The organism is Reyranella humidisoli, from assembly GCF_019039055.1.
GTDB lineage: Bacteria > Pseudomonadota > Alphaproteobacteria > Reyranellales > Reyranellaceae > Reyranella > Reyranella humidisoli.
Window position 1 is genome coordinate 2,806,964 of the sequence record NZ_JAHOPB010000001.1, and the last position, 20,642, is coordinate 2,827,605.

At 68.1% G+C, this 20,642-nt stretch carries 20 protein-coding genes; 8 read left to right on the plus strand and 12 right to left on the minus strand.

The features are described from left to right. The gene (locus KQ910_RS13575; protein WP_216960964.1) at positions 1–1,434 is read right to left on the minus strand and encodes a carotenoid oxygenase family protein; all 1,434 of its coding nucleotides are present in this window, start codon (positions 1,432–1,434) and stop codon (positions 1–3) included. 159 nt (positions 1,435–1,593) lie between these two features. Here KQ910_RS13575 and KQ910_RS13580 point away from each other — a divergent pair, with 159 nt between their 5' ends. Further along, on the plus strand, positions 1,594–2,205 hold the full coding sequence (locus tag KQ910_RS13580) for a GNAT family N-acetyltransferase (RefSeq protein WP_216960967.1): 612 nt from the start codon (positions 1,594–1,596) through the stop codon (positions 2,203–2,205). On the opposite strand, the gene KQ910_RS13585 is transcribed toward KQ910_RS13580, so the two are convergent. From KQ910_RS13585 to KQ910_RS13600, 4 genes are all read right to left on the minus strand, one after another. After that, positions 2,179–3,483, minus strand: a complete 1,305-nt coding sequence (locus KQ910_RS13585; protein ID WP_216960969.1) for an MFS transporter — start codon at positions 3,481–3,483, stop codon at positions 2,179–2,181. The genes KQ910_RS13580 and KQ910_RS13585 overlap by 27 nt on opposite strands. Positions 3,484–3,634: 151 nt before the next feature. After that, positions 3,635–4,867 (minus strand): serine hydrolase domain-containing protein, encoded by a 1,233-nt coding sequence (locus tag KQ910_RS13590; RefSeq protein WP_216960971.1) that lies wholly within the window; start codon positions 4,865–4,867, stop codon positions 3,635–3,637. Next, a complete protein-coding gene (locus tag KQ910_RS13595) occupies positions 4,864–5,535 on the minus strand; it encodes an alpha/beta hydrolase (protein WP_216960974.1) in 672 nt (223 codons plus the stop codon). Before KQ910_RS13595 ends, KQ910_RS13590 begins: the two co-directional genes overlap by 4 nt. Then, positions 5,532–6,197 carry a DNA-3-methyladenine glycosylase family protein gene (locus tag KQ910_RS13600; RefSeq protein ID WP_216960977.1) on the minus strand — a complete coding sequence of 222 codons (666 nt, stop codon included), beginning with the start codon at positions 6,195–6,197 and terminating at the stop codon, positions 5,532–5,534. The genes KQ910_RS13595 and KQ910_RS13600 overlap by 4 nt, the downstream gene beginning before the upstream one ends. A gap of 46 nt (positions 6,198–6,243) precedes the next feature. On the opposite strand from KQ910_RS13600, the gene gluQRS reads away from it, so the two are divergent. The 3 genes from gluQRS to KQ910_RS13615 all read left to right on the plus strand — a co-directional run bounded on the left by gluQRS (position 6,244) and on the right by KQ910_RS13615 (position 8,869). Continuing rightward, complete coding sequence (gene gluQRS / locus KQ910_RS13605) at positions 6,244–7,107, plus strand: tRNA glutamyl-Q(34) synthetase GluQRS (RefSeq protein WP_229600398.1); 864 nt, start codon at positions 6,244–6,246, stop codon at positions 7,105–7,107. A 10-nt stretch (positions 7,108–7,117) separates the two neighbouring features. Continuing rightward, complete coding sequence (locus KQ910_RS13610) at positions 7,118–8,275, plus strand: aromatic ring-hydroxylating oxygenase subunit alpha (RefSeq protein ID WP_216960981.1); 1,158 nt, start codon at positions 7,118–7,120, stop codon at positions 8,273–8,275. A 186-nt stretch (positions 8,276–8,461) separates the two neighbouring features. Beyond that, entirely contained in the window at positions 8,462–8,869 is a 408-nt protein-coding gene (locus tag KQ910_RS13615; RefSeq protein ID WP_216960984.1) for a hypothetical protein, read from the plus strand. A 124-nt stretch (positions 8,870–8,993) separates the two neighbouring features. On the opposite strand, the gene KQ910_RS13620 is transcribed toward KQ910_RS13615, so the two are convergent. From KQ910_RS13620 to KQ910_RS13635, 4 genes are read right to left on the minus strand one after another with little or no spacing between them, the layout of a single operon-like run. After that, positions 8,994–9,554 (minus strand): hypothetical protein, encoded by a 561-nt coding sequence (locus KQ910_RS13620; RefSeq protein WP_216960987.1) that lies wholly within the window; start codon positions 9,552–9,554, stop codon positions 8,994–8,996. A 20-nt stretch (positions 9,555–9,574) separates the two neighbouring features. Continuing rightward, a complete protein-coding gene (locus KQ910_RS13625) occupies positions 9,575–10,996 on the minus strand; it encodes an amidase (protein WP_216960990.1) in 1,422 nt (473 codons plus the stop codon). Continuing rightward, the gene (locus KQ910_RS13630; protein ID WP_216960992.1) at positions 10,997–12,406 is read right to left on the minus strand and encodes an amidase; all 1,410 of its coding nucleotides are present in this window, start codon (positions 12,404–12,406) and stop codon (positions 10,997–10,999) included. Beyond that, a complete protein-coding gene (locus tag KQ910_RS13635; protein WP_216960995.1) occupies positions 12,403–13,809 on the minus strand; it encodes a tetratricopeptide repeat protein in 1,407 nt (468 codons plus the stop codon). The genes KQ910_RS13630 and KQ910_RS13635 overlap by 4 nt, the downstream gene beginning before the upstream one ends. A gap of 133 nt (positions 13,810–13,942) precedes the next feature. Here KQ910_RS13635 and KQ910_RS13640 point away from each other — a divergent pair, with 133 nt between their 5' ends. Next, positions 13,943–14,914: a Bug family tripartite tricarboxylate transporter substrate binding protein gene (locus tag KQ910_RS13640; protein ID WP_216961000.1), complete on the plus strand. Its 972-nt coding sequence runs from the start codon at positions 13,943–13,945 to the stop codon at positions 14,912–14,914. Positions 14,915–14,950: 36 nt separating this feature from the next. Here the strand turns inward: KQ910_RS13640 and KQ910_RS13645 are convergent, their stop codons facing one another. Further along, positions 14,951–15,310 carry a hypothetical protein gene (locus KQ910_RS13645; protein WP_216961003.1) on the minus strand — a complete coding sequence of 120 codons (360 nt, stop codon included), beginning with the start codon at positions 15,308–15,310 and terminating at the stop codon, positions 14,951–14,953. A 31-nt stretch (positions 15,311–15,341) separates the two neighbouring features. Next, positions 15,342–16,235 carry a DUF4743 domain-containing protein gene (locus KQ910_RS13650; RefSeq protein ID WP_216961004.1) on the minus strand — a complete coding sequence of 298 codons (894 nt, stop codon included), beginning with the start codon at positions 16,233–16,235 and terminating at the stop codon, positions 15,342–15,344. Between the two features lie 12 nt (positions 16,236–16,247). Between KQ910_RS13650 and KQ910_RS13655 the strand changes: the two genes are divergently transcribed. Further along, the gene (locus tag KQ910_RS13655) at positions 16,248–16,613 is read left to right on the plus strand and encodes a hypothetical protein (protein WP_216961007.1); all 366 of its coding nucleotides are present in this window, start codon (positions 16,248–16,250) and stop codon (positions 16,611–16,613) included. Between the two features lie 14 nt (positions 16,614–16,627). Next, positions 16,628–17,320 carry an adenosylcobinamide amidohydrolase gene (locus KQ910_RS13660; protein WP_216961010.1) on the plus strand — a complete coding sequence of 231 codons (693 nt, stop codon included), beginning with the start codon at positions 16,628–16,630 and terminating at the stop codon, positions 17,318–17,320. A 6-nt stretch (positions 17,321–17,326) separates the two neighbouring features. On the opposite strand, the gene KQ910_RS13665 is transcribed toward KQ910_RS13660, so the two are convergent. Continuing rightward, positions 17,327–19,306: a protein meaA gene (locus KQ910_RS13665; protein WP_216961014.1), complete on the minus strand. Its 1,980-nt coding sequence runs from the start codon at positions 19,304–19,306 to the stop codon at positions 17,327–17,329. Positions 19,307–19,404: 98 nt separating this feature from the next. On the opposite strand from KQ910_RS13665, the gene KQ910_RS13670 reads away from it, so the two are divergent. Next, the gene (locus KQ910_RS13670) at positions 19,405–20,640 is read left to right on the plus strand and encodes a YjgN family protein (protein ID WP_216961017.1); all 1,236 of its coding nucleotides are present in this window, start codon (positions 19,405–19,407) and stop codon (positions 20,638–20,640) included. Positions 20,641–20,642: the final 2 nt, after the last annotated feature.

The window sequence follows — 20,642 nt, forward strand, 5'->3', positions numbered from 1 at the left end:
CTACAGCGTACCGGGCCGCCAGTTGCCGTGGAAGCCCGCCGGGACGCGGCTGCTGAGATGCGCAAGCGCCACGGGCCCCTTGGCGATGTCGGTCGCCTCGAAAACGCCGAGGTCGCTGCGGCCCTCGGCGGAGCGGAAGATCGTCGCCAGCACCCAGCCGTCGCCCTCGGCCGCCGTGTCGTGGCGCGGCACGAACACCGGTTCGCCGAACCGGTCGTCCTCGCCCGCCTTCCAGGTGGCGTTGGTGCCCTTCTTCAGGTCGTAATGGGTGATGCCCTCGCCGCGGCGCACGCCGGCATGGGTGATGTTGCCCGACACGATCCAGCCATGGCGGTAGTCGCTCATGCAGAAGCGCTCGTCGAAGCGCGGGAACTCGCCGGTCCGATCGTCGAGCTGCTCCTCGCGGAAGGTGTTGGACTGGCCGGACAGGTCGAAGGTCCAGCGGAACAGGCGCGCGGCCGGCGGCTCCTTGGTGGAGGGCGAGCCGTCGGGCAGCGGGAACAGCGGCGCCACGTCGTACTTCATGACGTCGATCACGATTTTGCCGTCCGCCGTCTCGAAATGGTTCATCGGGTGGAAGACGTAGGACGGCGGCGCGGTCACCCACTTCACGTCGGCCACGGTGCCCTTGCGCGGGATGAAGGCGATGTGCGTGCCCTTGTCCGGTTCCCAGGCGAACGGCGGCAGGCCGCCCATGGCGCGCTCCATCGACGAGGTGAGCGGGAAGATCGGCACGACGATCCAGTTCTTCGTCACCGCGAAGTCGTGGATCATGGAGGGGAAGGGACCGTCGAGGATCTCGGCGCGCGTCACCGTGCCGTCCGCGGTCACGGTCTGGAGGCTGACTTCCTTGGTGAAGCGGCCGGTCGCCGAATAGCCGAAGAAGATCATCTCGCCGGTCTCGGGATCGAACTTGGGATGTGCGGTGAAGGGACCAATGAGCTTGTCGCCGAACGTCTCGTAGCCGCCGTCCTTGGGGCCGACCGGCATCAGGCTCTTCGGATCGAGCGAGAAGGGCGCATGCGCCTCCTCCAGCGCCAGAAGTTTGCCGCCGTGCCAGACGATGTTGGTGTTGGCGATGGTCGAGTTCAGGGCGAACACGCGCGGGTCGGTGTAGCGCGGATTGCCGAACGTGCCGGAGAGGCCTTCGCCCTCCTCGTTCTCGATCTTCCACTTGGGCGTCCGCACCCAGCGGTTCTTGTAGGAGACGTTGCCGTTCTCGATGTGGAAGGCGTGGATCATGCCGTCGCCGCCGAACCAGTGATAGGGACCGCGCGGTGCGAACTGCGGGTTGGGCCCGTTGCGATAGAGAGTGCCGCAGAGTTCCTTCGGCATCTCGCCACTGATCTGGAGATGTCCCGCATCGGCCTCGGTGTTGACCGGCGCGAAGTAGCCCTTGAGGAACGGATTGTCGGTCGGAAATGCCTTGGCCACGGGAAGTCTCCTTCTGGGTAACGCCGTGTATCTATCCAAGATTATCGATACACGGCGTTTCCCGCAAGAGCCGAATCCCGGCTTGCCGAAGCTCCGTGGGGACAAACAAAGTGTGGCGTGCTTGGCTGCTTCGTTCGAGATCGTCTAATCAACAACGGCATGAACATCACCAATCCTGTCCTGCCGCCCGGGTATTCCGCCGTTCCGCCGGGGCACGTCGCGACCATCGTGACCAGCCTCGAAATGCCGGCCCGTCCGCCGCAGCGGGCGGCGCGGCCTTTCCCGCCGGGCTTTGCGCTGGAGCCGCTCGAACGGACCATCGCGGCCTATCGCGAACTCTATCGCGCGGTGGGGACGGACTGGCTGTGGTTCTCGCGGCTGGTCATGGCGGACGAGAAGCTGCAGGCGATCCTCGACAACGCCGAGGTGGAATTCCTCGTCCTGCGCAAAGACGGGCGGAATGTCGGCATTCTCGAACTCGACTTCAGCAAGCCGGGGGAATGCGAGCTGGCGTTCTTCGGGCTGGCTGCCGAGGCAGTGGGAACGGGTATTGGGCGGACCCTGATGAACGAGGCGATCGCGCGGGCCTGGGCGCGGCCGATCAGGCGGTTCTGGGTGCATACCTGCACGCTCGACCATCCCGCGGCGCTCGACTTCTACCGGCGGTCCGGCTTCGTGCCCTATGCCTTCCAGGTCGAGGTGTTCGCCGATCCGCGCCTCACCGGCATCCTGCCGCGCGACTGCTCACGGCACGTGCCGCTGCTGGGCTGAGGCGGCCGCGCCCGCGGCCTCGCGGTTCTCAGCACGCCAGAAGTAGACCCAGCCGGCGATGCCGAGCGCCAGGAGGAGCAGGCCGAACCAGAACTCGGTGTGGGTCGGGCCGATCAGGTCGAACATCGGTGTCGCCGCGACATTGAACAGCAGCATCGAGCCCGCCATCACGGCGAGCCGTAGCCGGAAAACACGGGCGATCTCGGCGCCGCGGAACACGGTCTGCATGCGGGTGATCATCGGGATGAAATAGAACGGCCCGCCGAAGCCCGCGACCAGGCCCGACAGCATCATCGCCGGCAGCTTGTAGGGATTGTCGAGGCCCCAGGCCGACAGGGCGATCAAGGCGAAGCCCGTGCCCATGGCGACATAGCCCAGGAACATGGTCGAGAGCGGGCGGCGGAAACGGACGCTGCCGGCCACCAGGTTGCCGGCCACGTCGCCCACGCCGCAGGCGCCGACGATCATGCCGAGCGAGGCCAGACCGTGCAGGCCGAACAGGTGCGGATCGTGCTCCACCACCATCAGCGCGATGCAGAGCTGCAGCGCCACGCTCCAGGGGCCGTTGGCGAAGGCGTTGATCATCAGCAGCGCGCCCATCCGCGGCTCACGCAGCATCAGTCGCGCGCCGTCGAGCAGGGCGTCCCACGCGCCGCGCCAGCCGCCGCGTCCGGGTCGCGGCTTGTAGGCCGGGTCGTACAGGCGGTCGCGCACCGCCCAGACCGCCAGCGCCGACAGCACGAAGCCCACCGCCGTGATCGACAGGAAATGGATCACCGGCAGCAGCGTGTTCAGCACCGCCGCCATCATCGGCCCGATCAGGCGGGCGAGCCGCCACGTCGCGTCGAACAGGCCGTTGATCGCCTGCATGGCGTCGCGATTCGTGACCAGCACCGGCACCGCCGACTGCAGCGCCGGCGTGAAGACCATGCGCATCGCCGCGAGGCCCATCACCGAGACGATGAGCAGCGGGATCGAGATGCCCCAGAGGTAGAAGCCGAGCACCGGCAGGATGGCCAGCACCGCGCTCGCATACTTGGCGCCGATCATGGCGCGGTCGGCGCGCCAGCGGTCGAAGGCGGAGGCGCCCAGCAGGCCGACCACCAGCATGGCGCCGTACTGCGTGGCATTCACGTAGCCCGCGGCATTGCCGATCTGCTCGGCCGCGATCCACACCACGGCCACGCGGAACAGGTCCTCGCCGATGGTCGAGGCGGCGAGGCCCGACCAGATCGTGGCAACGGCGGGATCCTTGAGCGGACGGAAGACGGGGATCATGCCGCGCGACGATTCCCAACCATCCTCATCCTGAGGAGGCGCGAAGCGCCGTCTCGAAGGATGGGCAACGGACGCGGTGCGGGTTCCCACCCTTCGAGACGCGGCCTGCGGCCGCTCCTCAGGGTGAGGCAAATTCCTGGAAGTGCAATCTTCAGCGAACCCACACGCCGCCGTCCTTGTTTTTGTACCCGAGCGACAGATAGGCCGCGTCGACAAGCGACTGGCCGCGCTCGTTCATCAGCAGGCCTGGGCCCATGCGGTTCATCGTGTAGCCGAACGACAGGCCGGCGACCGGATCGGCGAAACCGAGCGAGCCGCCGGCGCCGACATGGCCGAAAGCCGGGCTGCCCAGGATCACGCTGTCGCAATCCTCGCCCCACAGCTTGGCGGCCATACTGCGCCGGCGATTGTCCATCGACTTCATGAAGCCCAGCGCAAAGCGCGTCGGGATGCGCAGGGTGGCGTCGTCGTGCGTCGCCATCGAGACCTCGCCCATTCGGGCGAGCGTGGTGGCATCGACCAGGTCGCCGCCGCCGTTCGCCAGCGGGGCGTACATGCCGGCCAGCCCGCGCGCGTTGGTGATTCCGTTGGCCGCGCCGATTTCGGCGGCATGGCCCGCGCGGCTGTTGGCACCGCCGGAGCGCCAGGCGCCGTTGTTGAAATAGAACAGCGCGGCCACCGATTCCTTGTTGGTCGCGAGATCTCGCATGAAGGGCGTCACCGCGTCGGCGACCTTGTAGACATGCGGCACGATCGGCGCGACGCGCGGCTCGATCGCCTCGGGCAGGCCGATCCAGAAATCGAGACCCAGCGGGCCCGCGATTTCTTCCCGAAAGAAGGCACCCAGCGACTTGCCGCTCGCGCGCCGCACCATCTCGCCCACCGTCCAGCCGAAGGTGAAGCCGTGATAGCCGTTGCGCGTGCCGGGTTCCCAGAACGGGACTTCGGCCGCCAGCCGCTCCGTCATGTAGGCCCAGTCGTAGGGCCCGTCGTCCTTCACCGGCGCGCGCACCGCGGGCACGGCGGAGGAATGGTCGAGCATCATGCGCGTCGTCACGCGCTCCTTGCCGTGCTGCGCGAACTCCGGCCACAGCTCGGCGACCGGTGCGTCGAGATCGAGCTGGCCTCGGCTCGCCAGCACATGCGCACACAAGGCCGTCGCGCCCTTGGTGCAGGAGAAGACGATGCTCACAGTGTCGCGTGTCCACGGGGCCTTGCTCTTGGGATCGGCGACGCCGCCCCACAGGTCGACCACCGTCTCGCCGCCCATCGTCAGGCAGGCCGAGGCGCCGATCTCGCCCTTTTCCCTGAAGTTCTTCTCGAAGGCCTCGGCGACACGCTCGAAACCCGGACGGCAGGTGCCTCCGATCGCTGCGTCGCTCATTGTTTCGGCACCGGCAGCTTGAAGGCTTCGAGCACGAAACGGGCGGCGTGGGAGAGACCGGTCTGGTCGATCCCGTGGCCGATGCCCGGTGCGATGTGTACGCCGACCTGTACGCCGTTCTCGTTCAGCGTCTGCGCCGCGCGCTGGGTCAGGACGGCCGGCAGCATCTCGTCGCTGTCGCCGTGGACCAGCAGGACCGGCGGCTTCGACCTGATCTCGGCCTTCAACGTGTCGGGTCCGGCCAGCATGCCGGAGAAGCCGACGATGCCGGCGAGCGGCTTCGCGCGGCGCAGGCCGACATGCAGCGCCATCATCGTGCCCTGGCTGAAGCCGATCAGGACGGTCTTGGATTCGTCGAGGCCGTACTGGGCCATCGTGTCGTCGAGGAACTGTTCGACGAAGGGCGCGGCCGACCGCACGCCCGCCGCCGCCACCGCGGGGTCGAGGCGCGAGATGCCGAACCACTGAAAGCCCATCGGATTGCCCTCGCACGGGTAGGGCGCGTTGGGCGAATGGAATACCGCGTCGGGCATCAGCGGCGCCAGCACGGGCGCGAGGCCGATCAGGTCGTTGCCGTCGGCGCCGTAGCCGTGCAGCAGGATCACGAGGTGGCCGGGTTTGCCGCCGGCGTGCGGGCCGTGGCTGGGGCCGTCGAGCTTCTTGGTCATGTCGCCTTCTTCTCCTTTGCCGACCAGTCCGGCATGTTGCGGCGATAGTGCCAGAGGACGAGCGCCGCGGCGCTGCGCCAGGGCCGCCACGCCTCGGCGATTTTGAGAAGCCGCTTTGCGTCGGGGCGGGTGCGCAGCTTCTTGAGATGCTGCGCGGCGACGACGAGGCCGAGGTCGAGGCCCGGCATGATGTCGGGCCGGCCGTGCGCGAACATCAGGTAGATCTCGGCGGTCCACGGACCGATCCCCTTGGCCTGCGTCAGCATGGCGATGGCCTGGGCATCGTCGAGCTCGTGCAGCCGGTCGAACGTGATCCGCCCCTCGACGATGTCGGTGGCGAGGCTGCGGCCGTATTTCATCTTGGCGCCGGAGAGGCCGACGGCGCGAAGCTGCTCGTCGCTCATCGCCAGGAAGTCCGCCGGCTCCATCGACGGCACCGCCGCTTCCAGCCGCAGCCAGATGCTGCGCGCGGCATGAACCGAGACCTGCTGGCCGACGATCGAGCGCATCAGCCCGCCAAAGCCGGTCGGCATCTCCCGCAGTTCGGGATGACCCGCTTCCGCCAGCGCGCGCGCGATGTCGGGATCGGCGTCCGCCAACGCAGCGAGCGCCTTTTTGAGAGTCTTCTTGTCGAGGACGACCGGGGATGTCGCTTTCGCCATGTCTCCCGCCATAGCACGTGGCGAGGGGGCGCTGTAACGTCGGATCATGACGGTGGTCACGCGTTTTGCCCCCAGCCCGACAGGCGAACTTCATCTCGGCAGCGCCTATTCGGCCCGCATCGCCTGGCAGCGCGCGCGCGCCGTGGGCGGCACGTTCCTGGTCCGCATCGAGGATATCGACATCCGCCGCTGCCGCCGCGAGTACGAGACCGCGATGCTGGCCGACCTGGAGTGGCTCGGTCTCGCCTGGGACGGCGAGGTGCGCCGCCAGTCCGATCATTTCGCGGACTACGGCCGCGTGCTGGACCAGCTCGACGAGCGTGGGCTGGTCTATCCCTGCTTCTGCACGCGCGCCGACATCGCCGCCTCGGCCAGTGCGCCGCACCCGGTGGCGATGGGGCCGGACGGGCCGCTCTATCCCGGCACCTGCCGCCATCTCCCGGTCGAGGAGCGCCGCCGCCGCCTTTCGGCCGGCATCGAGCATTGTATGCGCTTCCATGCGACGCGCGCTGCGGAGCAGGCGGGACCTTATGCCTTCTTCGACGAGGCGCTCGGCCGGATCGAGGGCCAGCCGGAGCTGATGGGCGACTTCGTGATCGCCCGCAAGGACACGCCGACCAGCTACCATCTCTCGGTCACGGTCGACGACCATCTGCAGGGCGTCACGCTGGTGACGCGCGGCATCGACTTGCTGCCGTCGACTCACGTTCACGCGCTGCTGCAGAAGCTGCTGGGCTACGCTGCGCCGCAATATGCGCATCATCCCCTGCTGACCGATGCGACCGGCCGGCGCTTCGCCAAGCGCCACCGCGACCTCACCATCCGGAGCTTGCGCGAAAGCGGCAAGACCTCCGCCGAGGTGTTCGAGATGATCGACGGTTGGAGTTGCGCGGTGCCGGCGAAGGCATAACATCGGCGGCATGGACCGGAACGAACAACTGGCCGTCGGGAGGCGGCTGCTCGGCCATATCGACGGCCGCACAACCGATCTCGCCGACGCGATGTTCCACAACCGTGTCGACGCCTATTCAGACCGCGAGCGCGCCGCGCGCGAACGCGACTCGCTGTTTCGAAGCCAGCCGCTGTTCATGGGGCTTTCGTCGCGCCTGTTCAAGGCCGGCGACTACATCACCGAGGACGTGGCCGGCATGCCGGTGCTGCTGGTGCGTGGGCCCGACGGCATGGTGCGCGCCTTCGCCAATGTCTGCCGCCATAGAGGCGCACCTGTGGCAGAGGGCTGCGGCAACGCCCGGGCCTTCGTCTGCCCCTATCACGCCTGGACCTACGACGCGCAGGGCAGGCTGCTCGGCGTCACCGACAAGGCGGGCTTCGCCGGCCTCGATATCGGCGCGCACGGGCTGGTGCGGCTGCCTGCCGGCGAGAAGCACGGCATGATCTTCGTGCGCGCGACGCCGCTGCGGGAGGGGGAGCCGGCCGAGATCGACGTCGATGCGGTGCTGGGATCGTTCGTTCCCGATTTCGCCGCGCTGCAGCCGGAGACCTATCCGCTCTATTCGGTCGACCGCATCACCCCGCGCATCAACTGGAAGTTCGCCGTCGACACGTTCCTCGAGGGCTATCACATCCCGCATCTCCACCGGAAAACCATCGCGCCATACTTCATCGGCAATTGCGGCACCTTCGACAGTGCGGGACGCCACGGCCGCATGTGCGTGCCGCGCACCTCGATCGAGGCGCTGCGCGCACTGCCCGACGACCAACGCAATCTGCGCCCGCACATCATCGCGATCTACCAGCTGTTCCCCAACACCATCATCATCTGGCAGGTCGACCATATCGAGATCTGGCGCGCCTTCCCCGATCGCAACGACCCCGGTAGCTGCTCTGTCGAGTTCACGCTCTACCGCCCCGCCGACAGCGACCGTCCGGAGAAGCACTGGGCCAAGAACCGCGACATCGCCATCCGCACCGTGCTGGACGAGGACTTCCCGCTGGGCGAGCGCATGCAGATCGGCTTCGAATCCGGTGCGACGGGCGAAGTCATCTATGGCCGCAACGAGCCATCGCTGGTCCACTTCCACAACTCGATCCGCAGCGCGCTCGGCGTGGCGGCGTGAGCGGAGCGTTGCACGCTTCGTCAGGCTGCCGATCAGCCTTCATCCTCATCCTGAGGAGTCGCGCCCCGCGCGGCGTCTCGAAGGATGGGCCTCAGGCGAGGTGCACGTTGCCCACCCTTCGAGACGCGCCGCTGCGCGACGCTCCTCAGGGTGAGGTTTTTATTGGGGCGCTACAGACGGCCCTTTATGCCCTCTAGCAAGACCGCCCGCGTCGCGCTGATGTTGAGCGTGATCCTCTTCGCCGCCAGCCTCACCCAGGACGCGTTCTGCGTCTCCGGCATCTGCTCGGATTGGCCCGGCTGGAGCATCCTGCTGTTTGGTGCGCTGGGCCATACGAGCTGGTTCGCCAACCCGCTGCTCGGCGCCTCGTGGATTGCGACCTCGTTCAGTCGCCGCGTGCCGGCGCTGATCCTGGGCGTGGCCGCCCTGGCGCTCGCCGGCTCCTTCCTGTTTGAGACCAGCGTGATCACCAACGAGGCCGGTATGGCCAACCCTGTGACCGGCCTGCGCGAAGGCTACTGGCTGTGGCTCGCCAGCACGGCGATGGCCGCGATTGCCGCGTTCTTTGCCCGCAAGGTGCCGGTGAAGCTTTAACAGTCGCGCGCGACGTCGACGGCCAACCAGTCTTGTCATCCTGCGCGAAGCGGAGGATCTCACGCGAGCCCTGGAGTACGCCGGTCGTTCGGCGAGGTCCTTCGCTGCGCTCAGGACGACAGAATCACCGCCCCTCGAGCTGCTTGTTGATCCAGACCTGCGCCGTGTTCGATTCGAGGAACTCGTGCGCGAGCTTGCGTCTGGCCGGATCGCGCGCGTCGCCGTCGATGATCGCGGTGATGACGTCGCACTTGTAGGCCACGGCGACGGCCTCGCCGTAGCGCAGGGACTTGTTGTTGCGGCGGTGGACGTAGACGCGGGTCCAGCCCGTGAGGTCGGTGACGCGGATGCGTTCGCCCCGGCCGACGGGTTCGAAGCGCGGGTCGAGTATCCGGATGTCGACGGCGCGTTCCAGGGCGGCATCGCTCGCGATGCCCTCGGGGCAGTCGCCGGTGCCGAGGCCGTCGAGCGTCAGCCAGACGAAGACGTCGTGATCCTCGCCGCTATAGGCGCGTCCCGCCGGCGTGCGCTCCGTCGAAAGCGGCCAGGTGAAGGGCCGCCAGCCGAGCTTGTCGGTCGGCCCTAGCGCGACCTGCCGCTCGGCGAACCAGGCCAGGGCGGCCAGCGCGGCGACCTGCGCCACGCCGAGCAGGATGTAGAGGCGCGTCTGGCGGCTCAGGGCCATCGGACGCGCCAGCCTTCACATCAGATCTGGTGCGCCATCGGCGGCGCGGGGATCGGGCGGACGCGTTCGTAGGCCGCCGCGGCGCGCAGGACGAGGGCGTCGCGGGCGTGGCCGCCGACGATCTGCAGGCCGATCGGCATGCCGTCGCGGTCGAGGCCGCAGGGGATGGTGGCGGCCGGCTGGCGCGTCAGGTTGAAGGCGAGCGTGAAGGGCGTCCAGCCGATGTCGACACCGTCGCCGCCCCACGCCGCGTTCTCGTTCACCGCGAAGGCGGTCATCGGCATGGTGGGCGTCAGCAGCAGGTCGTACTTGGCCATGAACTGGTTCATGATCGCCGAGACCGTCTGGCGCTGGTGGATCGCCGTCACGACCGCTTCCTGGCCGAGCTGCGCGCCGTACTCGGCGGCCTTCACCAGGCCCGGATCCATCAGCTCGCGCTTCTCGGCGCTGAAGCTCTTGAGCAGCAGCGCGACGTTCGACTGCCAGTGGGCATTCAGGATCTTGCGCGGATCGAGGCCCATGAAGTCGGGCTGGTCCTCGACGATCTTGGCGCCGAGCGTCTTGAACACCTTGACCGCCTGCTCGACGGCGAGAGCGACGTCGCGGTCGATCTTCTCGCGTTCGACGAAGCCCAGGTTGGGTGAATAGGCGATGCGCAGGCCCTTCACGCCCTTGTCGAAACCCTTGAGATAGTCCTCGGCATCGTCAGGACGGCCATAGGGGTCGCGCGGGTCGGGGCGGGCGATGACATTCATCATCATCGCAGCGTCGCGCACGGTGCGCGTCATCGGCCCGATGTGCGAGAGCGTGCCCTGCGCGGACATCGGAAACAGCGGCACGCGCGCCTGCGTGGGCTTCAAGCCGAACAGGCCGCAGAAGGAGCAGGGGATGCGGACCGAGCCCGCGCCGTCGGTGCCGATCGCGAGATTGCCCATGCCGACCGCCTCGGCCGCGGTGCCGCCGCCCGAAGATCCGCCGGACGTGCGGCCGATCTTCCACGGATTGTGCGTGGCGCCAAACAGCTTCGAATCGGTGACGCCCTTCCAGCCATATTCGGGGGAGGTGGTCTTGCCGAGCAGCACGGTGCCGGCCTCGCGCAGCCGCTGCGCCACCGGCGCGTCGACGGTGAAGGGGCCGTCGGCATCGGTGGCGAGGCTGCCCATGCGCGTCGGCATGCCCTTGGTCAGCACCATGTCCTTGATGGTGATCGGCACGCCGTCGATGTCGCTCAGGCGCTTGCCGCCTTTCTTCCAGCGCTTCTCCGAGGCGCGCGCCTGGCGCATCGCCGAATCGGGATCAAGATGTTGGAAGGCGTTGAGCTGGCCATTGAACGCGTCGACGCGGGCCAGCGCCGCCTTGGTCGCCTCGACCGGCGAGGCCTTGCGGGCCTTGAACAGTTTCACCAGCTCGTGGGCCGGCATCATCGCAAGGTCGGCGGTCATCTACTTGATCTCCGGGAGGACAGGGAATTTCAAGGGGTGGGCTTCGGCATAGGCCGCGGCGGCGCGCAGCACCAGCGCATCCTTGTAGTGCGCCGACACGATCTGCAGGCCGACGGGCAGCCCTTGCCGTGACAGGCCGCACGGCACCGTCGCCGCGGGATGGCGCGAGAGGTTGAACTGCGGTGTGTAGGGCGACCACATGATGTTGCCCTTGCCGTCGGGGCCGGGCGGCAGGTTGGTGCCTGCCGAGAAGGGCTGGACCGCAACGGTGGGCGTGAGCAGCAGGTCGTACTTCTCGAAGAACAGGTTCCAGGCCAGCGTGAGGTCGCGCCGAGTCACCTGTGCATTCACCACGTCCTGCAGCGTGTAGCGCAGGCCCGCCCTGGCGCCGGCCAGCAGGCTCGGATCGAACTCGTCGTGGCGTTCCTCGGGGAAGACCTGCAGCAGGCGCTGCAGCGCCGAGAGCCAGTGGATCACGAAGGCGCGGCCGGCCTCGCCGAAGGAGAACGGCGCCTCGACCTCTTCGACCGTGCAGCCCAGCGCCGCGAAGTCCCGCGCCGCCTTCGTCACCATCGCGGCGACCTCGATGTCGAGCGGATGGTCGCCGAGGCGCAGCGCGAAGCCGACCTTCAGCTTCCTCGGCAGCCTGCCGAGCTTCCTCGTGTAGTCGGTGTCGTCCTCGGGCAGGGCATGGCCATCGCGCGGATCGGGCCGGGCGATGGCGTTCATCATCAGCGCCGCGTCGAGCGCGGTGCGCGCCATCGGGCCGGTGTTGGACAGGTCGCCGGTCATCGAGGGCGGCCAGGCCGGCACGCGGCCGAACGTGGCCTTGAGGCCGATCAGCCCGTTGAAGCTCGCGGGAATGCGCACCGAGCCGCCGCCGTCGGTGCCGATGGCGATCGGGCCGAGACCGGCCGCCACGGCCGCGCCCGCGCCACCGGACGATCCGCCCGGCGTCATGCCGGTGTTCCATGGATTGCGCGTGATGCCGTGCAGCGGCGAATCCGTCACGCCCTTGTGGCCGTATTCCGAGCTGGTGCTCTGCGCAAAAACGATCGCGCCGGCCTCGCGCAGCCGCGCCACCGCGGGCGCGTCGGCGTCGACGGGAGTCTTGTCGGTGAGCTTGCTGCCCATCGAGGCTGGCCAGCCCTTCACCCGCACCAGCTCCTTGACCGAGACCGGCACGCCGTCGAGCGGCGAGCGCGGCTCGCCCTTCTTCCAGCGCTTCTCGGACACACGCGCCGCGGCCAGCGCGGCCTTGGCATCGACATGGCAGAGCGCGTTCACGGTCGTCGCGAGCGTCCCGGCACGCACCAGAACCGCCTTCATCGTCTCGACCGGGGAGGCCTTGCCCTTGGCGTAGAGCCGTCCGAGTTCGGCCGCGCTCGCCTGTGTGAGATCCTGCGTCATGCCGCTTCTCCCGTTCTCGTGTGGGCGGCGCGATACTGGCGGGCGAGCTGTTCGGCCTGGTATTCGGCGGCCAGCGCCTGTTCGGTGCGGCCGACCTTGCGATAGACGTCGGCCAGCGCGCGCTTGGTCGCCGCCACGCCCGGACGCTCGCGCTCGTCGGCCTGCAGGATCGCCAGCGCCGCGTCGTTCCAGCCGGCGCGGGTGAGCGCGTCGAGATGGATGGCGCCGAACAGTGCGCGCTGCGCGATCGATCCGCCCAGCGTGCGCAGGTGCGGCATCGCCTGGCCGATCAGGCGCGCGGCGGTCGCCATGTCACCGGAAGCATGCGCGGCGAGGCCGTGCGCCAGCGGCACCACGCAATCGGCCCAGGTCTCGCGCTCGAACGGCCGGGCACGCCCGGCGCGATCCTCCAGGCTCGCCAGCATCTCGGTGACAGCGCTGCGGTCGCCGGCGCGCGCCAGCCCGTAGAGATAGTGGACGTCGTGGAAGGCCGAGAGATGTTCGTTCAGGCGCGGCTTGAGGTAGGTCGCGAGATCGGTCCAGCGCGCGCCCACATCTACGCCGCGCAATTCCAGCCGCGCCAGCAGGGAGACGGCATTGGCCTGGTCTTCGCAGAACTCCTTCCACACGCCCCAGACGCGATCGTCGTACAGCGCCAGCGCCTCGTCGGTGCGATCGAGATCGATCAGGAACAGCGCCAGGTGCCACCAGTTGTGCGTCTGCATGAAGGAGTTGCAGTCGGCCCAGGTGTCGGACACCGAATTGAGGAAGGTGACGCCCTCCAGCAGCCGGCCACGCGCCTCGAAGCAATGCGCGATGGCGTGATGCGCCCATGGGTCGTTGCGGTCGAGCGCCAGGCTCTTGCGCGCCGCGGCCTCTGCTTCGTCGAGGCGATTGCATTCTTCGAGGCCGAACGCGTACATGCCCCAGACGAAACGGTTGTCCGGGTTTGCGGCGACGAGCTTCTCGCCGACATCGAGCAGCGTCTCGGCCTCGCCGCGGTTGAAGGCCAGCAGCTGCGCCAGCTTGCCGGCCAGCAGGTCGCGCGGCCATTCGGAGACGATCCGGCGGAACTGCTGCAGGCTGCGGTCGGTGTCGCCCTCGACCCAGAACTCGATGGCCCCAAGCCATGCCCGCTCGCGCGCGCCGGCACCCGGCGTCATCTGCTGCGCGCGCGACAGGTAGCGTTTGGCCGCGGCCTGACCCTCCGGCGAATACATCGTGAGGACCAGACTCGCCGCCACGAGCGGGAACATCAGGCACTTTTCCTCGCGGTCGGCGGCGGCCATGAAGTCGGCGAACCGCTTGCCGAAGCCCAGCCATTCCTGCGTCACAAAATCGAGCGCGGCGACCGCGCCCTCGTCCGCATTGCCCAGCTCCAACCCTTGCCCGTCGCGCGCCACGCCTGATCCCTCGAATTTACAGGGAGCGAGTTTCGCATGCCGTGGCGCGGGTGGTCGAGGGGCTAGCTCTGCTCCGGCCCGTCGCCGATACTCATGCCAAGCAAGACGAAGAAGAACCTTCAGGGAGGAAATCATGAAGCGTCGCCATCTGCTGGGCTCCGTTGCGGTCCTGGCCCTCGCACCGTTGCCGTCGCGTGCCCAGACTTTCCCCGACAAGCCGATCCGCTTCGTCGTGCCCTATGCGCCGGGCGGCGCGACCGACACCTCCGCGCGCATCGCGGCGGAGTACCTGACGAACAAGTTCGGCCAGCAGGTGCTGGTCGACAACAAGCCGGGCGGGGGCACGATCATCGCCACCGAGATCGTCACCAAGGCGAAGCCCGACGGCTACACGATCCTCATGGCGGCGGCTCCCGTCGCCACCAATACGTCGTTCGGCCTGAAACTGCCCTACGATCCGGTGAAGGATCTGGCGCCGATCTGCAGCTATGTCGACATGCCGCTGCTTCTCGCCTGCAATCCCAACGCACCCTACAAGACGATGGCCGAATTCATCGCTTGGGCGAAGACGCAGAGCTCGCCGATACCTTACGCCTCGGCTGGCAACGCCAGCATGCCGCATCTTTGGGGCGAGCAGCTCAGGATGGAGACGGGCATCAAGCTCGAGCATATCGGCTACAAGGGCAGCGCCGATGCGCTGAAGGACGTGCTGGGCGGCCACGTCATGCTGTTCTCCGACACGCTGCTCCCGGGCGGCCTCGCGGTGAAGGACGGCAGGTTGCGCGGGCTGGTCGTCGGAGCCGCAAAGCGCGTGCCGATGCTGCCGGACGTGCCGACCGTGGCCGAGGCGGGCCTGCCCGCCAACCTGACGGGCGCGGTGTTCTTTGGCGTGATGGCGCCGGGCGGCACGCCCGAGCCGATCGTCGCGGCCCTGAACGCGGCCTTCAACGAATTGCTGCGCGATCCTGCAACGGCCAAGAAGCTCGTCGACCTCGGCTTCGTCCTGGTCGGTGGCAGCGCCGCCGATTACGGCAAGCGCCTCCTCGCCGAGACGGAAAAGTGGCGCAAGGTCATCAAGGAAGCGAACATCTCGCCGCCAGCTTGAAGGCCGAGCGAAGCTCGGCCGCCTCGCCCAAGTCGGTTACGACTTGGGCGATCCGCCCAGAAAGCAGAAGATGCTGCCCGTCTTGTTCGCGCAGATGTGGCTGCGTCCATCCGGCGCGAGTTCCTGCAGCACGACCTTGGGCGGCACCTGCACCCAGCGGCCGTCCAGCAGGGCGACCCAGGTGCCGTCGTCCTTCTGGTAGGCACGGGTCGGACGGCAATCGCCTTCGACGCCGTTGATCGTGCCGCTGCAGCACGACGCGTTGGAACCCGGCCGTTTCAGCTTCTGGTACCAGTCGTGATGCTCGGCATGGCCCTGGCCATGGGTGCCATCCTGCGCCACGGCAGGAGAAACGAACGCTGCTGCCAGCGCGACAATGAGCGACTGTCGTGGCATCGGGACCGCCACCTTTCGGACGTGCCGTCGTTCAGCCTGAACCGTTGCGCGGAGCGTACATCATCCTGAGCCCCGCCACGATGGGGATGAAGTCGGGATCGTCGGCCGACAGCATGCCGTGGCGCACGAAGAAGTCGATCAGCACGAGATTGCAGTTGTGCTTGAATTCGGCGGTGTCGCGCACCGTCTCGAACACGCGCTGGGCCGGCCACAGCTCGAACGAATGGACCTCGCCGTCATTGGCGCGCGGCGTGAAGTCGTGCGGCAGTTCGAGATCGAAGCAGGTCATCACGTCGGGCTTGAGCTGCTGGCCCGACTGGTTCCAGTAGCCGACGACGCTCACGGCCTTGGCCTGCTGCGCCAGCTCGGGCGGGATCGAGGCTTCCTCGCCGCACTCCTTCACGAGGTTCTCGTGCAGGCCGAGACCCGCGGGCTGGCCGCCCGCCACGGTGTTGTCGAGCTGGCCTGGAAAGGTCGGCTTCTCGTAGGAGCGGCGCGGCACCCAGATGTGCAGGCCGTCGGCGCGACGCACGAAGCCCGTCATGTGCGGGCCGCCGGCGCGCACGCCGAACCACGGCACGGCCGAACGCTCCATCGCCATCAGGAAGGGCGCGCCGTCCTGCGGCGCCACGGCGTAGCTCTCCTCGCGCCACAGGCCCTTGAAGTAGCCGCGCTCGCGCAGGGCCAGGAGAAAGGCGCGGACCTCGGCGGTGCGCGTCTGTGGCGTGTCGAGGCGCGGATCGAGATGCCAGGCTCCGTCGCGGCGCTCGAACAGGCCGCTGTCCTGCACCGCATCGGCGGCGAAGTCGCGATGGACGAAGCCTGCGCGATGAGGCCCCACGAACCACGGCTCGAACTGCGCGAGATCGGCGTTGTTGCAGCGGCGGATATGGTCGAGGAAGGACATGGGGCGGGGAGATAGCATAGAGTGCCGCCGATGACCGAAGACGAACTTCAGGCGCGGCTCGACGCCACGCTGCCCGCCGCCGACCTCCATGGAGTGTTCGTCGAGGAGTGCCAGGACCAGGACGTGCGCCTGCGCTTTTCACCGGCTGCGGGAGGCGAATGGACCATGGCGGCGCTGCTGTCGCTGGTCGACACGTCGCTGCGCGCCGCCGCGGGTCTGGACGCGCGCGTGTCGCATCTGAACGTCACGGTGCTGCGGCCGGCGCAGGCCGCCGACGTGATCGCACTTTCGCGCGTCCTGCGCCGCGACGGGCAAGCGTCCCATGCCGAGACCTGGCTCTTCAGCCACGCCGTCGTCGAGCCGATGCTGCACGCGACGGCGACGCTTCGCGACTGACGCGGCAGGACCGGATGCTGCGCTCGTCCTTCACCCTCGATTGCGTGCCGCCGTTCCTGACGGTGCGTTTCGACGAGCCGCAGCGCACGCTGGGATGGTCGCTGCTGCATCCGGGCTTTGCCGTGGCGCGCGACATCGTCTGGGTCGAGGTGCGCAATCGCGATCTCGGCCCCTCGGTCGATCCTCTGGCGTTCCTGGCGGCGCGACTGGCAGAGGCGGGGCGTCCCGATGCGCTGGCCTTCATGACCTCCCGCGACATAAGCCGCCATCACTGCGCGCGGCGTGAGGTCGAGGGCATTGCCGCGACCTGCGTGACGACGGTCGGCCTGGCCAATGCCGAGCGGGTAGGCGCCCGCAAGGCGCGCGCGCCTCATGCCGGTACGATCAACACTCTGGTCCATGTCTCCGTGCCGCTTACGGACGGCGCGCTGGTCGAGGGGCTGTCGATCGTGGCGGAGGCGCGCACGGCCGCCATCGTCGACTGGGGCCGAGCCGAGGCGGGTGCCGCCGTCACCGGCACCGGGACGGATTGCATCGTCGTCGCATCGCCGCAGGCGGGAACGCCGCACGCCTATGCCGGCCTCCATACCGCGGTGGGCGAGGCGATCGGCGGCGCGGTCTACGAAGCGACGCTCGAGGGCGCGGCGCAATGGCAGCGGGATTTCGCCGCTTTCATCGCGGCGGGCAACGTCGCCGTGCCGCGCTAGAAGAGGCTAGGCGGCTTCCTTCCAGGCGCCGTCCACCACCGACACCACGTCGCGCATGATTTGCGTGAGGTCGAAGTCCTTGGGCGTGTAGACGCGCGCGACGCCGGCGGCGATCAGGGCCTCGGCGTCGGCGGGCGGGATGATGCCGCCCACGACCACCGGCACGTCGCCAATGCCGGCTTCACGCATGCCCTTGAGCACGTCGCTCACCAGCGAGACATGGCCGCCGGACAGGATCGACAGGCCCACGACATGCACGCTCTCCTCGAGAGCGGCATTGACGATGCGCTCGGGCGTGAGACGGATGCCTTCGTAGACGACTTCCATGCCGCAATCGCGCGCGCGCACGGCGATCTGCTCGGCGCCGTTGGAATGACCGTCGAGGCCGGGCTTGCCGACCAGGATCTTGATGCGCCGGCCGAGACGGCGCGACACCGCGTCGACCTCGCGGCGCGTGACTTCGAGGCGGCCGTCGGTGACGCCGGCGGCGCGCGCGACGCCGGTGGGCGCACGATATTCGCCGAACACGCCGCGCAACGCCTCGGTCCATTCGCCGGTCGTGACGCCAGCCTTGGCGCATTCGATCGACGCCGGCATGACGTTGCGGTCTTCCTTGGTGGCGGCGACCAACTCCGCGAGGGCTGCCTTCACCGCCGCGCCGTCGCGGTTCGCGCGCCAGGCGTTCAGTCGCTCGATCTGGCCGCGCTCGACCGAATCGTCGACCGTCAGGATCGAATCCTGGCCGCCGGCCAGAGGGGAGGGCGCGCCCTCGGTGTAGGCGTTGACGCCGACCACGGTCTGCTCGCCCGATTCGATGGCGGCGAGGCGCTTGAGGTTGGATTCGACCAGCCGCTGCTTCATGTAGGCGGCCTCGATGGCCGCGACGGCGCCGCCCATGTCGGCGATGCGGCCCATCTCGGCCAGCGCTTCCTGCTTCAGTGATTCGACGCGGGCGGCGATCTCCTTGCTGCCGTCGAAGATGTCGCCGTATTCGAGAAGGTCGGTCTCGAAGGCCACGATCTGCTGCAGGCGCAGCGACCATTGCTGGTCCCACGGCCGCGGCAGGCCGAGCGCCTCGTTCCACGCGGGCAACTGCACCGAACGCGCGCGGGCGTTCTTGCTCATCACCACGGCCAGCATCTCGAGCAGGATGCGATAGACGTTGTTCTCGGGCTGCTGCTCGGTGAGGCCGAGCGAATTGACCTGCACGCCGTAGCGGAACAGGCGCTGCTTGGGGTCGGCGACGCCGTAGCGATTCAGCGTGATGTCTTCCCACATCTCCGCGAACGCGCGCATCTTGCACATTTCGGTGACGAAGCGGATGCCGGCATTCACGAAGAAGGAGATGCGGCCCACCACCTTGGGGAAGTCGGCGTCGGGCACCTGGCCGCGCGCCTTGACCGCGTCGAGCACGGCGATGGCGTTCACGAGCGCGAAGGCCAGTTCCTGCACCGGCGTCGCGCCGGCTTCCTGCAGGTGATAGCTGCAGACGTTCATCGGGTTCCACTTGGGAACCTCGCGATAGGTGAAGCCGATCGTGTCGGCGGTCAGCCGCAGCGACGGCTCAGGCGGGAAGATGTAGGTCCCGCGCGAGAGATATTCCTTGATGATGTCGTTCTGGGTCGTGCCCTGCAGCTTGGCTCGGTCGACGCCCTGGGCTTCGCCGGTCGCGATATACAGGGAGAGCAGCCAGGCGGCCGGCGCGTTGATGGTCATCGACGTGTTCATCCGGTCGAGCGGGATGCCGTCGAACAAGGCGCGCATGTCGCCGAGATGGGAGATCGGAACGCCGACCTTGCCGACTTCGCCCTTCGCCAGTACGTGGTCGCTGTCGTAGCCGGTCTGCGTCGGCAGATCGAAGGCGACGCTGAGGCCGGTCTGGCCGCGCGCCAGATTGGTGCGATAGAGCTCGTTCGACTTCTCGGCCGTGGAATGGCCGGCATAAGTCCGGATGAGCCAGGGCTTGTCGCGATTGGGCAGGGTCATGGTGGCGGTTCGCAGTCCTGTTGACGTAGACTGGCCTACACCAGATCATGCTGCATTGCAGCATCGAAAATTTTGCATTGCGGCGGGGTATCCGGGAGTTGAGTGAAGCGTCTTCTCCCTGGCAGCAGGCGGCGAGTGAGCCGGCAAACCGGCCGAGCCCCGAAACGTCCGGCCCATCTGGCCCGACCTCCCCGCCCGGCACGGCCTGGCAACCCGACCTGACACCGAGCCAGCCGGTCTATGACGGGCGGCTGGGCGAACTCTATGCAATCTACCTGCGCCATCTGGCGCTGATGCTGGTGACGCTCGGCTGGTCGCGCTTCTGGGGCCGCACGCGCATCCGCCGTTATGTCTGGAACCATATGTCGGTGCTGGGCGACCGCTTCGAATATCGCGGCCGCGGGCGGGAGCTGATGATCGGCTTCCTGCTGGCGCTCCTGCTGATCGCGGCGTGGGCCGGGCTGATGTACGTGGTCTGGATATACGTCTTCCACCAGAAGCCGTTCGCCAGTTTCGGCATGTTCGACATCTTCTCGCTGTCGGTGTTCCTGATCGGCTTTCCGCTGGCCTATGTCGGGCACTATGCAGGCCTGCGCTACAAGCTCTCGCGCACGCGCTGGCGCGGGATCCGCTGCGGCATGGCGGGCTCGGCCTGGCGCTACGGCGCCATCGCGATGTTCCTTCATTTCGCCAACGCCTCGACGGCCTATCTGCTCACGCCGGTCGTATCCGTGAATCTGGCGCGGCCGCGCATCGTCAACGCGCGGGTCGGCACGCAGGGCTTCACCTTCGCGGGCCGCGCCGGTGACATCTACGGCCGCTACATCGGCTATTACTTCCTGAACATCCTGGCCTGGGCGATCGCGGCCGGCGCCACATTCGCCCTGATCGGCGGCACGATCGAAAGCCTGGGCTTCACGTTCGAGGATCTCCAGAAGCTCTTCTCCCATCCCAGCCTGCGGACCGTCGTGGTCGTGCTGGCCGTCGGCTTCGCCGCCTATCTGCTGTTCGGCCTGCTGATCCTGCCGCTGCGCTGCTGGTGGCAGGCCTACCTCATGCGCTACCTCGTGACCCGCAGCCGCGCCGGCAACGTGCTGTTCGCGACGGCGCTGTCGACGCGCCAGATGTGGGGCTTCCTGGTGCTGAACTACCTGATCGTGCTGCTGACCCTGGGCATCGGCTGGCCATGGGTCATGCACCGCACGATGAAGCTGATCGCGGGACAACTCTGGATCTACGGCGCGCCGCTGGGTGGCGACATCCGCCAGCCCACCGACCTCGGCCCGACCTACGGCGAGGGCCTGCTCGACCTGTTCGACGTGAGCGGGGTCTGACG

Bases quoted from the DNA above. Each gene is read 5' to 3' on its own strand.
- KQ910_RS13580 (WP_216960967.1), top strand. From the start codon at position 1,594: ATGAACATCACCAATCCTGTCCTGCCGCCCGGGTATTCCGCCGTTCCG.
- KQ910_RS13585 (WP_216960969.1), bottom strand. From the start codon at position 3,483: ATGATCCCCGTCTTCCGTCCGCTCAAGGATCCCGCCGTTGCCACGATC.
- KQ910_RS13590 (WP_216960971.1), bottom strand. From the start codon at position 4,867: ATGAGCGACGCAGCGATCGGAGGCACCTGCCGTCCGGGTTTCGAGCGT.
- KQ910_RS13595 (WP_216960974.1), bottom strand. From the start codon at position 5,535: ATGACCAAGAAGCTCGACGGCCCCAGCCACGGCCCGCACGCCGGCGGC.
- KQ910_RS13600 (WP_216960977.1), bottom strand. From the start codon at position 6,197: ATGGCGAAAGCGACATCCCCGGTCGTCCTCGACAAGAAGACTCTCAAA.
- gluQRS (WP_229600398.1), top strand. From the start codon at position 6,244: ATGACGGTGGTCACGCGTTTTGCCCCCAGCCCGACAGGCGAACTTCAT.
- KQ910_RS13610 (WP_216960981.1), top strand. From the start codon at position 7,118: ATGGACCGGAACGAACAACTGGCCGTCGGGAGGCGGCTGCTCGGCCAT.
- KQ910_RS13615 (WP_216960984.1), top strand. From the start codon at position 8,462: ATGCCCTCTAGCAAGACCGCCCGCGTCGCGCTGATGTTGAGCGTGATC.
- KQ910_RS13620 (WP_216960987.1), bottom strand. From the start codon at position 9,554: ATGGCCCTGAGCCGCCAGACGCGCCTCTACATCCTGCTCGGCGTGGCG.
- KQ910_RS13625 (WP_216960990.1), bottom strand. From the start codon at position 10,996: ATGACCGCCGACCTTGCGATGATGCCGGCCCACGAGCTGGTGAAACTG.
- KQ910_RS13630 (WP_216960992.1), bottom strand. From the start codon at position 12,406: ATGACGCAGGATCTCACACAGGCGAGCGCGGCCGAACTCGGACGGCTC.
- KQ910_RS13640 (WP_216961000.1), top strand. From the start codon at position 13,943: ATGAAGCGTCGCCATCTGCTGGGCTCCGTTGCGGTCCTGGCCCTCGCA.
- KQ910_RS13645 (WP_216961003.1), bottom strand. From the start codon at position 15,310: ATGCCACGACAGTCGCTCATTGTCGCGCTGGCAGCAGCGTTCGTTTCT.
- KQ910_RS13650 (WP_216961004.1), bottom strand. From the start codon at position 16,235: ATGCTATCTCCCCGCCCCATGTCCTTCCTCGACCATATCCGCCGCTGC.
- KQ910_RS13655 (WP_216961007.1), top strand. From the start codon at position 16,248: ATGACCGAAGACGAACTTCAGGCGCGGCTCGACGCCACGCTGCCCGCC.
- KQ910_RS13660 (WP_216961010.1), top strand. From the start codon at position 16,628: ATGCTGCGCTCGTCCTTCACCCTCGATTGCGTGCCGCCGTTCCTGACG.
- KQ910_RS13665 (WP_216961014.1), bottom strand. From the start codon at position 19,306: ATGACCCTGCCCAATCGCGACAAGCCCTGGCTCATCCGGACTTATGCC.